Source organism: Acrocarpospora corrugata, assembly GCF_009687845.1.
Lineage (GTDB): Bacteria > Actinomycetota > Actinomycetes > Streptosporangiales > Streptosporangiaceae > Acrocarpospora > Acrocarpospora corrugata.
Window position 1 is genome coordinate 35,218 of the sequence record NZ_BLAD01000048.1, and the last position, 13,927, is coordinate 49,144.

Here is a 13,927-nt window from a genome sequence, read left to right on the forward strand (position 1 = left end):
AGCCCGTTCCGTCACCCGTAGCTTCTGGGCGGGCTGCCGGGCTTGACGTTGACGGCGAGGAACTCCTCGAAGGTGATCCGCCCGGTCTTGTTCGCCGGAGCCAGATGCAGGCCGGCCCGATAGGCGCCGGCCATCTTGCCGGGCACCCAGATCGGCACCAGCACCCGCCGCCGCCCCGAGGCGTGCAGATACATGTTGACCAGCTGCCGCAGCGGGATCACCTGAGGCCCGCCCATGTCGCGCACATGCCCGGCCGGCGCCCCGAGCGCCAGCTGCACCAGCCGATCGGCCACCTCACCGGTGTCGATCGGCTGCACGCTCCACCCCATCGGGACGGGCGCGACCGGCATCCGCGTCATGCCCTGAACCAGGAACCGCACGAAATCATGGAACTGCGTCGTCCGCAGGATCGTGTACGGCAGCCCGGACGCCTCGATCATCTGCTCGACCTGGTACTTCTCCTGGTAGTACCAGTACGGATGCCGGTCGACCCCCACGATCGAGACGTAGACGATGTGAGTGCCCGGCGCCGCCGCCGCCAGCAGATGACGAGTGCTCTCGACATCCGCCCCCTTGGTCCGCGGATCGCTGGCGAGGTGCACAATCGTGCCCACCCCCGCCACCGCCTCGGCCACGCCCTGGCCGGTGCGCAGATCCCCCTGGTACACCCCTGGTTTGCGGCTCAGCACCCGGACGTCGCGCGTGCCGTTCTTGAGACGATCGACGACCTCGCGCCCCAGGGCTCCGGTGCCGCCTGTGACAAGTATGGATTCGTTCATGGCCCTAAGAACCGGATGGCCTCCCGGGATGTGACAGGTCCTGCAGCTGCCGGGAGACATACCGGAGTTTGTCGGGATTGAGGACCGAACGTAGAGCGAAGATCCGCTCCCCGTCGGTTTCGAACGCTGCCACGACTATGACCCTTCCCCCCGCCGTCGCGACCAACCCTGGTTCGCCGTTGACCTGGGTGAACGTCACCTCGACGGCCGGGCCGTTCGTCACCAGGCCGAGCACGAAACGGGCGATCTTGACGGGCCCGAGGACCGGTTTGCGGGCGGCGCTCGCCTTGCCGCCGCCGTCCGACCAGGCCGTCACGTCGGCGGCCAGCAGCTGCTCCAGGGCGGCCAGGTCGCCGTTGCCCGCGGCCGTGAGGAAACGCCGGACGATCGACTCACGTCGCTGCGCGGGGACGTCGAACCTGCGCTGTTCCCCCAGGCGGCGCTGGGCGCGGCGGTGGAGCTGGCGGCAGTTGGCCTCGGAGAGGTCGAGGACGGCGGAGATGTCGCGGTAGCCGTACGAGAAGGCCTCACGGAGGACGAAGACGGCGCGTTCCGCGGGGGTCAGGCGTTCCAGCAGGAGCAGGAAAGCCAGCGAAACCGACTCGTGCAGCAGTACGGTTTCGGCCGGTTCATCTGGTTTTAGGACGTCGGTGAGGATCGGTTCCGGGAGCCACGGACCGACATATTGTTCGCGTCGCGCCCGCGCCGAAGTGAGCCGGTTGAGACACATGTTGGTGACCACTTTGGCCAGCCACGCCCCCGGTGCCTGAATCGTCTCTCGGGTCGCACCGTTCCACCGCAGGTAGACGTCCTGAACGACATCCTCCGCCTCTGTGGCCGACCCTAGCATCCGATACGCGAGGGCGAACATTCTCGGCCGGTGTTCTTCGAACTCCGCGTCAGGGTCATCAAACACGAGCGTCAGTCTGTCAGGATGGAGGGGTGAGCCCATCCCCGGCCGTGGTCCAGCCCGACCAGGAACTGATCATCGAGATTCTCAATGAGCTCGATATCGAGTTCACTTTCGACTCAGACGGCGACCTCGCCATCTCCACCGACGCGCTCACGGTCTTCTTCCTGTTCGGTGCGGAAGGCGATCTTTTTACCATTCGCACGTTCTATGACCGGCACTACTCGATCGACGAGAAGCCGCTCCTGCTCACCGCCCTGAACGAGTGGAACACCGACACGATGTGGCCGAAGGTCTACGCCTTCACCCCCGACAACGGCATCATCCGCGTCATAGGCGACGCCCAGCTCTACATCGGCGCCGGCGTCACCCGCGAACACCTCACCACCATCGTCGCCCACTGGGTCCGCTTCGCCATAAAGTTCCACCGCTGGCTCAGCGACCGCCTGTCCTTCGAGGTCGACTAGACCGGCAGATCCCACGACTGACGGACCGCTGAGATCGTTCGCCACGCGAGCCCGGTGTCCAGCGCGAAGGCGTGCCGCGCGGCGGCCAGCGCGTCGAAATCGGCGACGCCGTCGCGGACCCGGTCGGCCGAGAGCCCGGCTCTGAAGATCTCTTCGAGGGTCGCGCAGAAGTAGGCGCAGGCGGCGAAGATGGCGCGGGCTTTGCCGAGGAGTTCTCGCGGATGATCGCCGTGGCCAGCGTGACCGTGCTCTGCGTCCGGGCGGTACGGACGACCGCGCGGGCCGCCCGGATCAGGTCGCGGGGGATCCCGCCGGACAGGCAGTGGCAGAACGCGATATTGGGCTCGGTGAGGCCGACGACTCGGCGGTGCCTCGTTTCCGCTCCAGGTAAAGCGACGTCATGCTGTCCCCGGCTCCGGCCGCGTAGACGGCCGATACCGGCAACCAGCCACTACCGACACCGATAGCGCGTCTACCGCTCCCATATCACTGCGGTACCGAAAACTACTGGGTTCCCGAATTCACCCATAAAACCGACCTTTATGCCCAAGACGGCTTGAGCGCCGCCTTCCCTCGCATAATCCGAAAGGTCCTCTAGTGCCTTTTCAACTGGATGACGCTTTCCGGTGATGCCGCCGGATGCCCACACCAACCAGGCAGATCGCACCTGAGCGTTGGGGTGCTCTGGAGCACTGTCTGTGGTGTATAGAGGAAGCAGGTCACTCACGCGGCAAGTATGGCGGTTTCAACCGCTAGATGGATGAAGGTTCCACAACTGGACGAGCTTTACAGGCCGGAGACCGGCCTAGCGTCGGGTTTTCGCATGTCAAGGCTTGGTGGCGACCAGGACAAAAGTCAGTGACGATCGCGGGATGTTTGTCTTCGCCGAGATATCGGCGACGGTCCTGGAATGTCCTGGCGAGCCCGGGTCTGGCAGAACGACGGTGGCGGATCGTCCGCGATGCCGATGACGGGCGCGAAGGTACGCGTTGTACTCCTGCGGCGCCTCCGCCATCACCTCGGCGGCGTCCCGTTCCATCTCAAGACGGATCTGCAGCGGCCTCACCCAGACGTGGTCGAACGCGTCGCGGATTTCGCGGTCGTGCAGAACACGCGTCAATGCCGCCGAATAGATACGCAGTAACGCCTTGTCACTGGCCAGGGAATTGCCGGTCGTCGCCAAGTCAGCACCATCCCCGCCGCTTCAGGGTCGGTCAAGCCCTCTTCAGCGACTGTCGTACCGTCACCGGGGTTTGACGAGCATCCGAATCAAGGTCGCGTTCCGGCGGTCGCGCACGCGTTCGCCCTCGCCATGCGCGCCATGGGCGGGACCTCGCCATCGAGATCGCTCCACGGTCTGGCAAGAGGGTGTGGCCTCGGCTCGGGTGAACTGCCAACGTTCAGCCCCGATCGAGCGCCTCCGAGGTGAACTCCGCGGGGTAGGGGGATCTCTCGATCGCTTCCTCGGCTGTGATTGTGCCCTCCCGGAACAGGCGGCAGAGGTGGGCTACTTGGGCGAGTTCCGCTTGCTGGGCTCTGGCGAAGGCGGGTGTCACCGGGTTTCCGTGGCCGGGGACGAGGGTGGCGGGGTTGACGGCGAGGATGTTGTTCAGGGCTTGGGGCCAGGAGGCGGGGAATGCGTCGCCGAAGGCGGGTGGGGCGCCTTGTTCCAGGAGGTCGCCGGCGAATACCACGTGGGCGTCTGGGATGTGGATTGCCAGGTCGTGGTTGGTGTGGGCGGGGCCCGGGTGGATGAAGCGGACGATTCGATTGCCCAGGTCGGTGTCCGGTGGAGCGGGAACCGGAAGGACGATTCGAGCGCGCCGTATTTGTTCGGATATTTCCTGATTGTCTTTGTTTTGGTAATAGGTGGCCCATTCCTGGCGTTGGTGTTCGGCGGTCGACTGGAGTTCGTGGCGGCAGGCGGGGTGGGCCCATACCGTGGCCGCGTCGAAGGCGGCGGTGCCGAAGGAATGGTCGAAATGGGCGTGGGTCAGCGCGACTGTCCAGGGGAGGTCGGTGAGTTCTCTGATGGCGGTCGCGAAGGCGGAGCCCTGGGACTCGTCGCCGCCGGTGTCGATGACCAGGCAGGAGCGCTCACCGATGATCAGCCCGAGGGAGAGATCCAGCTCGGTGTGCCGCCGGACCCAGATCCCGTCACCTACCTCGACCCACCACGCCTCAGCCATCCGGAGATTCTAGGCACGCCGAAGGCCCTCGGCGCGGCGGCGGCCATCTTGCCGACGTACCGGCCGGACGGGAATCCGCCGTTGGCGTAGCCCGGGACGATCGCGCCTATCAGAAGATTCGCCGGGCTCGCAGTCAGGTGACATCGCCCAACTGTTCGGCCAGCCGCTCCAGGCCACCCTTAATGAGCTGCCCATATGCGTCATCGCCAAGCGCGCCGATCTCGGCCCGCGCCTGCCGCAGGTGCTCACGGGCGCGATCGAGATCGCCCAGCTTCCGATAGCACTCGCTCACATTGAGGTGCAACGACGGATACAAGCCGGCCACCGAGAGCGTCACCCCGGCCTGCGCCACCCGCTCATCAGTGACCAGGCCGACAGCGGCAAGCGCTCGCAGATCCCACACCAACTCCTGGTGCACGTCGTCCTGCACGTCGGCCATCGCGTGGGCAAGCACGCAAACATGCAGCGGGTCACCTTCCTCGCCGCCGATGTCGTCCCAGATCTGCGCGAACAGGTCGCGAGCGGCTTCCCGCTGACCCCGGTGGTGATGCAACTCCACCCCCTGGCCGATCTGGGTCAACGTCGGCTCGGTGATCATTAGCGGCCCTTTCGCCGGCGCGGCAGCCAGAGGCCAGCGTACTTACCTGATCTTCAACCAGCTAGTTCGCTGGACACCCCAGACAACCATCGAGCAGCTGGAACGAGCCGGCTGCCAGCCGGCTACCGTTGATCCGCATGACGCACACCGGGATCGAGATCACCGCCGAGTTGGTGCGGGATCTGCCACCTGGGGCCCACCCGCGCACGCCGCACTGCGCCGCCTCATCGCTGATCAAAAACCGGAGGCCGGCGGGTGAGTGCCCTGCGGCAATAGCGAGGAGGCCCGACCAAAAGGCCGGACCTCCTCGCAAAACCAAGACCTCGCCGAAGCGCTGAGTTCCGGCTAGACCGGACGACTTCGGTGGATACTGGGGCAGTGCACTCATTCGGAGGGTGCGGTATTCCCTCGGATTAGGTGCCGTCGATCCAGTACTTCTGCAGTCTGGCGATGGCCTCATCCTTACTCATCTCTGCGACCGTCGTCTCGTCGAGACCCACCCTTGAGATCAACATGAAGACGAGATCGGCAGGCAGCGCCTCCGACGGGAGCTCGGGCACTCCCCGATCGGGTTTCACCTGGTTCTGAACACATGCCCAGAAGGTCGCCCCATCCACCTGAAGTTGATCACGGAGAATGTGACTCCAGATACCTGGGCCGTAGGTGCTGCGATCGACCGGATGGGAGATCCGGGTTCTCAGTATCCTGCCGTCAGAAAGATCCAGCTCGTAGGTGACGTGGTGAGTTCCCGTTCCTCCCCGAGCGTTCCGTACCTGTCGCCAGCCCTCGATTCGACAGAAACGATCATGATGGTCACGAGTGGGCTGCGGCCAGCTCACCGGATAGCCCCCACCAGCCACTCACGCAACTGATCGTCATCACTGAGGCTGATCAACTGCACAATCCCCCAGTTCTCACGGTGATTCGGCGTGTCGAGCAGGTGGTCCTGCCAGTCCTCGGCGTACTCACGCAGCCCTGCGATCATCTCCGCAACAGCCTGATCAAAGGTCGCCCCGTCCGCGGCGACAGGTAGTCCCGGGATGAAAATCGACCAACCACCAGCTTCAGGAACCACCTGCGCGCGAGAAGGGGTGACCACTGTGAGGTAGTGACGCAGCCTTTCAACGTCCACAAGGGCCGTCACGGCCGACTCGCGGCGCACCGTGGCAACGCGCCCCCTCTCGGCCGCGTCCAGAAGCGCCTTTAGATGCGTGCGAGCATCCGTATAGCTGTCGAAGTGAACGACGGTCATGGCAAGCACCTCCAGCGAGACGTGCGTTCAGCATGCCACCATCGGTCAAGTACGTCAAGTACTTGGCGTACTTGACCGATCGGCCAGGGCGCCCCCGCAGAGCACCCCGGAACATTACGGTCGACGCCATAGACGTCGAGCCGAGGCAAAGAGCAGGGAGCCGAAGATACGTGGGCCCCCTGCTCAGGCCAGGCAATTCACGCTTTTAACAGCGCATCTTCAGCTGCAGCCGCTGGTGCTGCCGCAGCCTTCGCAGACGTAGCAGCTGCCGGCGGGGCGCATCTTGGTGCCGCAGGTCATGCAGAGGGGGGCGTCGGCCGTACGGCCCTGGTGGCTTTCCAGAGGGTCGACCTTGGTGCGGGTGGGGGCGGGAAGCGGGGTGACAGGGCGGGGAGTGGGCTTCTCCTCGATAGGTGCGGACTGGGCCAGGGCGGCGGTGTCCACGGGTTCGGCCAGGGAGGCGGGGTCCTCGCCGCGCTGCTGGGCGGAGCGTTCGGCGGCGGAGAAGATGCCCAGGGCGGCCCGGTCCTCGTACGGCAGGTAGTCCAGGGCCAGGCGGCGGAAGATGTAGTCCATCACGGACTGCGCCATCCGGACGTCCGGGTCGTCGGTCATGCCGGCCGGCTCGAAGCGCATGTTGACGAACTTCTGGGCGTAGGTCTCCAGCGGAACGCCGTACTGCAGGCCGATGGAGATGGCCACCGAGAAGGCGTCCATGACGCCGGCCAGGGTGGAGCCCTGCTTGGACATCTTCAGGAAGACCTCGCCGAGACCGTCCTCGGGGTAGGAGGAGGCGGTCATGTAGCCCTTCGCGCCGCCGACCGTGAACCGGGTGGTCAGGCTGGGGCGCTGGTTGGGCATGCGGCGGCGGGTCGGCCGCGGCACCTCGATGACCTTGACCTCGGGCTCGGCCACCGCGGCGGCCTCGTCGGCCTTCTTGTTCGCGACCGAGAGCGGCTGGCCCACCTTGCAGTTGTCGCGGTAGACGGCCAGGGCCTTCAGGCCCAGCTTCCAGCCCTCCAGGTAGACCTGCTCGATGTCGTCAACCGAGGCCGACTCCGGCAGGTTGACGGTCTTGGAGATGGCGCCGGACAGGAACGGCTGGGTGGCGGCCATCATCCGGACGTGGCCCATCGGGGCGATGGCGCGCTCGCCCATCGCGCAGTCGAACACCTCGTAGTGCTCCGGGCGGAGACCGGGGGCGTCGACCACGTGGCTGTTGTCGGCGATGTACTCGACGATCGCCTCGACCTGCTCCTCCTGGTAGCCGAGCTGCCGCAGCGCCCGCGGGATCGTCTGGTTGACGATCTGCATGGAGCCGCCGCCGACCAGCTTCTTGAACTTGACCAGAGCCAGGTCGGGCTCGATGCCGGTGGTGTCGCAATCCATCATCAAGCCGATGGTGTTGTGGCTCACCATGCCGTTCGCGACGTAGGTGACGTTTTCCGGCACCGACAGGTCGTAAGTCGGCTGCACACCGCCGTCCTCATTGACGGACACGGTCTCGAAGGCGTAGTCGAGCACACGTGCCACACGCTTGTCGAGCGTCTCATCGAAGATCAGCTTGGCGACCATACGAGGAACGCCACCTGTCCTCCGAATCGACTGAAGCACGGCCTCACGTGATCCGTGGCCGTTCGGGACCAGCTCCTCCCAGACATCGCGCGGCAGGAACACGTAGTCCTTCTTGGCCGACCGGCTCGGCTCCAGGGGAGCCAGCAGCTTGGCCTTCCGCTCACCGATGAACCCGATGATTTCGTCGTAGTTCAGCGCGTGGTCCACGTTACGGAGCCGCACCTGAAAGACGTCGCCACCAAAGCCGGAAACCGTCTTTCTGGTGGTGGTGATGAATCCCAGCGAGAGGAGCAGCGTACGGATCTCATCGGCGAAGGACTCGGAAGCCGTCGAAACGCTCGGCACGCCTTCGAGCACGGTGCCGTCGGCCTCGAACAGGCCGCGAAGGAACGCCGCGTAGATCACGGCATTGTTCGTCTCGAGAATGGCTGATGGCACGCGAGGGGTCCACCCCTTGCCGCTGTGGTCAAGGCCCGGCAGATCCTTGGCGAATCCGGAGGCCTGCCACCAGCGGGCCAGCCGTACGGACTGAAGTACGACCTCCTGGTACCCCGCCTGCTGGGTGACCACCGGCTCCAGGTTGAACAGTTCCTTGGAGATAATCCGCAACCGATCGATCACGTCGAGGTCTGTGTCCGCGACGCAGAAGCGGATCCCCTTGGCGTGCAGACTGCCATCGCCCATGAAGTAGCCGACCAGTTCCGCCAGATCCTCTGTCACCGCATCAGGAACCCGCACGGCGCGGTCTCCGGCGTAGTACGCCTGATCGAGCACCGGAAGCACAACCGGCCGCGGCTCGCCGACCAATGTCCGAGTCTGCAGCGGCAGCACATCACCCTCGGCGATGTCGGCGAGACGCTTCCACACCCAGTCGCCGCTGTCCTGATCGACAACCTTGACCCGGTGCGTCAGCGTGCCCTGGATCTTGTATCCGCCCTTCGTGCGGATCAGCCGCGTCGGCTCCTCACCGTTGACGAAGAACCTCGTCGCCTGGCGAGGGCCCTCGTCCGTTGAAACCGTCATGGTCAGGTCCTGCCAGCGGTCGCCGTACACATCGCCGATCTCTGACAGCCGCACGAGACCGCGGTCCGTCGTAATCAGGGTGTCGCCCGTCAGGCAGCCGGTCGGCGCGAGCAGCGAGGCCTGCGCGTTCCGGTAGCCGTGCTTGTCGCCCAGCCGGAGGCAGTCCGCCCACTGCTTGGTGGACTCGGTGTGGATCTCCCGGTCCATCGCGCCGACCGTGCGCAGGTCGTCGTTGGCGGCGGCGTGCTTGCGCATGACCCGCTTGTGCGGCTCGGCGTTGCGGGCATACCCGTCGTACGGCCCGACGATGCCGGCCAGTTCGGCGGAGCGCCGGTAGGACGCGCCGGTCATCAGCGAGGTGATCGCCCCGGCGATGGCCCGGCCGCCGTCCGAGTCGTACGCGTGGCCGGTGGCCATCAGCAGCGCGCCCAGGTTCGCGTAACCGATGCCGAGCTGCCGGTACGCCCGGGTGGTCTCGGCGATCTTCTCGGTCGGGAAGTCGGCGAAGGTGATCGAGATGTCCATCGCGGTGATGATCAGCTCGGTCAGCTTGACGAAGTTCGGGATGTCGAAGGTGTCGTCGTCCCTGAGGAACTTGAGCAGGTTGATCGAGGCCAGGTTGCACGAGGAGTTGTCCAGGTGCACATACTCCGAGCACGGGTTGGAGGCGGTGATCCGGCCGGTCTCCGGGCAGGTGTGCCAGTCGTTGATGGTGTCGTCGTACTGCACGCCGGGGTCGGCGCACGCCCAGGCCGCCTCGGCCATCTTGCGGAAGAGCGAACGCGCCTCCACCTTCTCCAGCACTTCGCCGGTCAGCCGGGCCCGCAGGCCGAACTGCTCGCCGTTCTCCACCGCGCGCATGAACTCGTCGGAGACCCGGACCGAGTTGTTGGCGTTCTGGTACTGCACGGAGACGATGTCCTTGCCGCCCAGGTCCATGTCGAAACCGGCGTCGCGGAGGGCGCGGATCTTGTCCTCTTCGCGGGCCTTGGTCTCGATGAACTCCTCGATGTCGGGGTGATCGACGTCGAGGACCACCATCTTGGCGGCCCGGCGGGTGGCGCCACCGGACTTGATGGTGCCGGCCGAGGCGTCCGCGCCGCGCATGAACGAGACCGGGCCGCTGGCGGTGCCGCCGCTGGAGAGCAGCTCCTTGGAGGACCGGATCCTGGACAGGTTGACGCCCGAGCCGGAACCGCCCTTGAAGATCACGCCCTCTTCCTTGTACCAGTCGAGGATGGACTCCATCTGGTCGTCGACGGCCAGGATGAAGCAGTTGTGGACCCGCAGGTTGCCGCTGAGATATTCACCGCTCTCGGTCTGGATGTCGTAGACCTCCATCGGCCCGAGATTCTCGATTCGGTCGATCTCCAATCGCTTGACCGAACGCGTCGGCTGACCAGGCTTGTCGAAGCCGCTGTCCAACTTCTCGGCCTTGATCGGATCGATGAAACCGATCTCGTCGGCGAACGTGCGCCGATCACCGGCTGACTGGATCCGGAGAGTCCAGCACCCGAGGCGGTCTTCGCGGGCGTCCTTCTTGAATCCGACGCGCGCATAGATCCCGAAACGAAGAAGGAGCCGCTGCATACCCCGGATCAGCTTCTCCGAGATCATGTCGACTTCGACCAGCGTCGACTTCTCTCTCGCGCTGACGAAACCTTCTGCCTGGAACACGCTCCGCAGATAGGCGGCGACTACCGGCAGTGGCGCCGTGAACAGCTTCGCGGGGACTTCCATCTCCGCACCGCGCGATCGCAGACCCCATGCCGAGACGAACGGCTCAAGGGCTTTGCCGTACAGACGCGTGCGACGACAGTCCAGAGAGGTGTCCTGCGTCTCGACCAGACGCTCCCTGCGGTGCACATCGGGAAACACCGTATCGAGTGCCTTCGTCACCCACGTCAGCTCCGCCGGAGTGACGGTCATCGCCTCAATCGTGAGCGACTTGTTGGTCCCCTCATACTGTCCGACGAAACCGTCCGACTGGAGCCAGCCTGCGAGTGCTGCCTCCGCTACTTCGGCGAAGTCGATCTCCCCATCACCGAAGGCGTCGCGACGATGCCACTCCAGCTGATCCCCGGGGGCCAACGTGCCGGCGGCGACGAAGGAGCCGGTTCCCTCTCCGGTCGCCTTCCAGACCAGGTGGTCGGCCGTCACATCCAACGCGTATCCGGCCTTGGTGTGAACCCTCAGAACATCCTTTACGCCATTCGCCTTGGTCGCGAGGATGCGGGTCACACCGTGAGCGTCGTAGACCTTCGCACCGACGGCGTCGTCCTCGACGAGCTTGCCGATGGGGATGAGACCGCCCGGGGTGCTCACCAAGGCGTCATACGGCTGGCAGGCGCTTACCTGCTGCGGCGACAGGGTGCCGACGTTGAACCAGACCGGCGAGTTGAAGCTGAACAGCTGGTGGACCAGGGCGTGCTTCAGCTCGTGGTCGAAGATCTCGGCGTCCTCGTCGGAGGCGAAGTAGCCGTGCTCGATCCCGGTCCGGGTGTAGACGCCGACGACCCTGTCGACCAGGGCCTTGAGACTCCATTCGCGCTGCGGGGTGCCGACGGCGCCGCGGAAGTACTTCGTGGTGACGATGTTGGCGGCGTTCACGGACCAGAACTCGGGGAACTCGACCCCGCGCTGCTCGAAGTTGATCGAACCGTCCCGCCAGTTCGTCATGACGACGTCACGGCGCTCCCACGAGATCTGGTCGTACGGATGCACGCCGGCCGTGGTGAAGATGCGCTTCATCTTCAAGCCCTTGGCCCGCGTCCGCTTGCCCCCGTTGCCCCCGCGTGTGGATGTGCCGCTGACGGTCTCCGTCATGACTCCCCCTTCATGGGCCTTCATGCCCCTCATATTTCAATCCGTGTCTGAAAATGTGACGTCCTGGCGCCTGGGCAGGCGCCGGGAAAGCTAGTCGCCGGCGACGGCGCGGAGCCGTTCGATCTCGGCTTCGAAGTCGGCGAGCGTCTCGAAGCTGCGGTAGACGGAGGCGAAGCGCAGGTAGGCCACCTCGTCCAGTTCGCCCAGCGGGCCGAGGATCGACAGGCCGATCTCGTGGGAGGGGATCTCGGCGGCGCCGGTGGCCCGGATGCTCTCCTCCACCTTCTGGCCCAGCTGGGCCAGCGCGTCCTCGCTGACCGGGCGGCCCTGGCAGGCCCGCCGGACGCCCGCGACGACCTTGTCGCGGGAGAAGGCCTCGGTGACGCCGCTGCGCTTACTCACCATCAGCAGCACCGTCTCCTGGGTCGTGAACCGGCGGCCGCACTCGGGGCAGGTCCGCCTGCGCCGGATGGCGCCGCCGTCCTCGGTCGAACGGCTGTCGACCACCCGGGTGTCGGGATGTCGGCAGAATGGGCAATGCATGACCCTCCGCCTCCTTCCGGTTCAACTCCCCCACGTCACCTGTGCTTCCCTGATCCGGCCATGTCATGGGACGCTCACGCACGCCCCACAATGATCTGCGGTGCGTATAAGGAAACACAATAGGTGGTGAACAACATCGGTGTGACCCACTAGATGTTGTGGTCCAAACCTAGAAGCAGCCAGGGTTGATCGCAAGTCAGCCACGGCGATCCAGCCGAATCGGCGGGCCGCGCGCGGCCCACCGGGCGAGCAGCGGCAGCTCAGCGCCCGGTCGGCGAATTCGACCCGCCGAAACGTCGGGCGTGTCGAGCAGACTGTCCGGTCGGGCTCAGCCCGCGCCGCCGCTGGGTAAGTAGAGCTTGCTGCCGGGGCGGATCAGGGGGTCGGGCAGCCGGTTGATGTTCATGATCTGGCGGACCATCGGCCCGGGGTCGTCGCCCTCGCTGACGGCGGTGGCGATCTCCCAGAGGGTGTCGCCCTCCTGGACGGTGACCCAGGGCAGCCCGGCGTGGTCAGCCCTGCCGGTCGAGGCGGTGACCGGGGAGCGGGTGCCATACCAGAGGACGAGCAGGGAGACGGCGGCGACGAAGGCGACGAGCAGGAAACGTCCCCGGCGGGTCAGGCGCACGGGCGAACCGGAGTATCGGACTTTGGGCACCGGATTGGGACGTAGGGACGGATTCGTGGCTCGCATTGTTACCTCCAGCCACCGAGGAAGATCAAAATCTGGAAGAAAGATCGCCGAATCGAACACGGTGTCGATCGAACTCCCGTACGATGTTGTACACCACGGGACCGACATTCTCGAGGACTATCGAACAATTGTTTGATATTGATCTTGAATCGCGGTACCGTCGCTCTGAGCGACATTGGGAACACGGATTGGGAGGTGCCCGGGTGAGCAACGACGGCCTGGTGAGCCAGCACGACGAGAACGTGAGTGATCTGGCGGTGCGCCGGCGCGACTCGCTCGGCCTCACCCCTCGGCAGCGCAAGATCCTTGAGGTGATCCGCGATTCGGTCCAGCAGCGCGGTTACCCGCCGTCGATGCGCGAGATCGGCGAGGCCGTTCAGCTGACCAGCACGTCCAGCGTGTCCCACCAGCTCACCGCTCTGCAGCGCAAGGGCTACCTGCGCCGCGACCCGCATCGCCCCCGCGCCCTGGAGGTCCGCCTGCCCGGTGAGCCGGTGCTGTGGGTGGACCCGGACGCGACCGAGGAGGACACGGGCTTCATCCGCCCGACGGCCACCTACGTGCCGCTGGTGGGCCGGATCGCGGCCGGTGGGCCGATCCTGGCAGAACAGAGCATCGAAGACGTGTTCGCGCTGCCCAAGCAGCTGGTCGGCGAGGGAACCCTGTTCCTGCTCCAGGTCAGCGGCGACTCCATGATCGAGGCCGCCATCGCCGACGGCGACTGGGTCGTGGTCCGCCAGCAGCCGGTCGCCGACAACGGCGACATCGTGGCCGCCATGATCGACGGCGAGGCCACGGTGAAGACCTTCAAGCGCAAGGACGGCCACGTCTGGCTGGTCCCCCACAACTCAAACTACGAGCCCATCCCGGGCGACGAGGCCACCGTCCTCGGCAAGGTCACCGCAGTCCTGCGAAAGCTGTGACGACCGGGCGTCAACCGCCCGCACCCAATGCCTCACGCAAGCCCCGGCTGCCTTCGCGGCCGGGGCTTCGGCGTGCCCGGCTCGGCGTCGTCTGGCTCGGGGTTGAGCGCCAGTGGCTCGCACCCCCAGGCGTGATGAACGACACGGG

At 65.7% G+C, this 13,927-nt stretch carries 12 protein-coding genes; 2 read left to right on the forward strand and 10 right to left on the reverse strand.

The window, feature by feature from the left end; genetic code table 11:
- Positions 1-11: 11 nt before the first annotated feature.
- The gene (locus Acor_RS15390) at positions 12-779 is read right to left on the reverse strand and encodes an SDR family oxidoreductase (protein WP_155337326.1); all 768 of its coding nucleotides are present in this window, start codon (positions 777-779) and stop codon (positions 12-14) included.
- Positions 780-783: 4 nt separating this feature from the next.
- Positions 784-1,695: an RNA polymerase sigma-70 factor gene (locus Acor_RS15395; protein WP_246238668.1), complete on the reverse strand. Its 912-nt coding sequence runs from the start codon at positions 1,693-1,695 to the stop codon at positions 784-786.
- A gap of 26 nt (positions 1,696-1,721) precedes the next feature.
- Here Acor_RS15395 and Acor_RS15400 point away from each other — a divergent pair, with 26 nt between their 5' ends.
- The gene (locus tag Acor_RS15400) at positions 1,722-2,156 is read left to right on the forward strand and encodes a YbjN domain-containing protein (protein WP_155348673.1); all 435 of its coding nucleotides are present in this window, start codon (positions 1,722-1,724) and stop codon (positions 2,154-2,156) included.
- An 826-nt stretch (positions 2,157-2,982) separates the two neighbouring features.
- Here the strand turns inward: Acor_RS15400 and Acor_RS15405 are convergent.
- From Acor_RS15405 to Acor_RS42215, 8 genes are all read right to left on the reverse strand, one after another.
- On the reverse strand, positions 2,983-3,339 hold the full coding sequence (locus Acor_RS15405; protein ID WP_155337329.1) for a hypothetical protein: 357 nt from the start codon (positions 3,337-3,339) through the stop codon (positions 2,983-2,985).
- Positions 3,340-3,556: 217 nt separating this feature from the next.
- A complete protein-coding gene (locus Acor_RS15410) occupies positions 3,557-4,345 on the reverse strand; it encodes an MBL fold metallo-hydrolase (protein WP_155337330.1) in 789 nt (262 codons plus the stop codon).
- 133 nt (positions 4,346-4,478) lie between these two features.
- Positions 4,479-4,943: a hypothetical protein gene (locus tag Acor_RS15415; protein ID WP_155337331.1), complete on the reverse strand. Its 465-nt coding sequence runs from the start codon at positions 4,941-4,943 to the stop codon at positions 4,479-4,481.
- 413 nt (positions 4,944-5,356) lie between these two features.
- Positions 5,357-5,782, reverse strand: coding sequence for a cytotoxic translational repressor of toxin-antitoxin stability system (locus Acor_RS44350; protein ID WP_155337332.1), 426 nt, complete (start codon positions 5,780-5,782; stop codon positions 5,357-5,359).
- Positions 5,779-6,195 (reverse strand): prevent-host-death protein, encoded by a 417-nt coding sequence (locus tag Acor_RS15425; protein ID WP_155337333.1) that lies wholly within the window; start codon positions 6,193-6,195, stop codon positions 5,779-5,781. Before Acor_RS15425 ends, Acor_RS44350 begins: the two co-directional genes overlap by 4 nt.
- A gap of 219 nt (positions 6,196-6,414) precedes the next feature.
- Entirely contained in the window at positions 6,415-11,619 is a 5,205-nt protein-coding gene (locus tag Acor_RS15430; RefSeq protein ID WP_155337334.1) for an adenosylcobalamin-dependent ribonucleoside-diphosphate reductase, read from the reverse strand.
- Between the two features lie 90 nt (positions 11,620-11,709).
- A complete protein-coding gene (gene nrdR / locus Acor_RS15435) occupies positions 11,710-12,162 on the reverse strand; it encodes a transcriptional regulator NrdR (RefSeq protein ID WP_155337335.1) in 453 nt (150 codons plus the stop codon).
- Between the two features lie 328 nt (positions 12,163-12,490).
- Positions 12,491-12,790: a LysM peptidoglycan-binding domain-containing protein gene (locus Acor_RS42215; RefSeq protein WP_170316949.1), complete on the reverse strand. Its 300-nt coding sequence runs from the start codon at positions 12,788-12,790 to the stop codon at positions 12,491-12,493.
- Between the two features lie 287 nt (positions 12,791-13,077).
- On the opposite strand from Acor_RS42215, the gene lexA reads away from it, so the two are divergent.
- A complete protein-coding gene (gene lexA / locus Acor_RS15445; protein WP_155337446.1) occupies positions 13,078-13,779 on the forward strand; it encodes a transcriptional repressor LexA in 702 nt (233 codons plus the stop codon).
- Positions 13,780-13,927: the final 148 nt, after the last annotated feature.

Coding starts and splice junctions, on each gene's coding strand:
- nrdR (WP_155337335.1), bottom strand. CDS start 12,162: ATGCATTGCCCATTCTGCCGACATCCCGACACCCGGGTGGTCGACAGC.
- Acor_RS15425 (WP_155337333.1), bottom strand. CDS start 6,195: ATGACCGTCGTTCACTTCGACAGCTATACGGATGCTCGCACGCATCTA.
- Acor_RS15390 (WP_155337326.1), bottom strand. CDS start 779: ATGAACGAATCCATACTTGTCACAGGCGGCACCGGAGCCCTGGGGCGC.
- Acor_RS15430 (WP_155337334.1), bottom strand. CDS start 11,619: ATGACGGAGACCGTCAGCGGCACATCCACACGCGGGGGCAACGGGGGC.
- Acor_RS15410 (WP_155337330.1), bottom strand. CDS start 4,345: ATGGCTGAGGCGTGGTGGGTCGAGGTAGGTGACGGGATCTGGGTCCGG.
- Acor_RS15415 (WP_155337331.1), bottom strand. CDS start 4,943: ATGATCACCGAGCCGACGTTGACCCAGATCGGCCAGGGGGTGGAGTTG.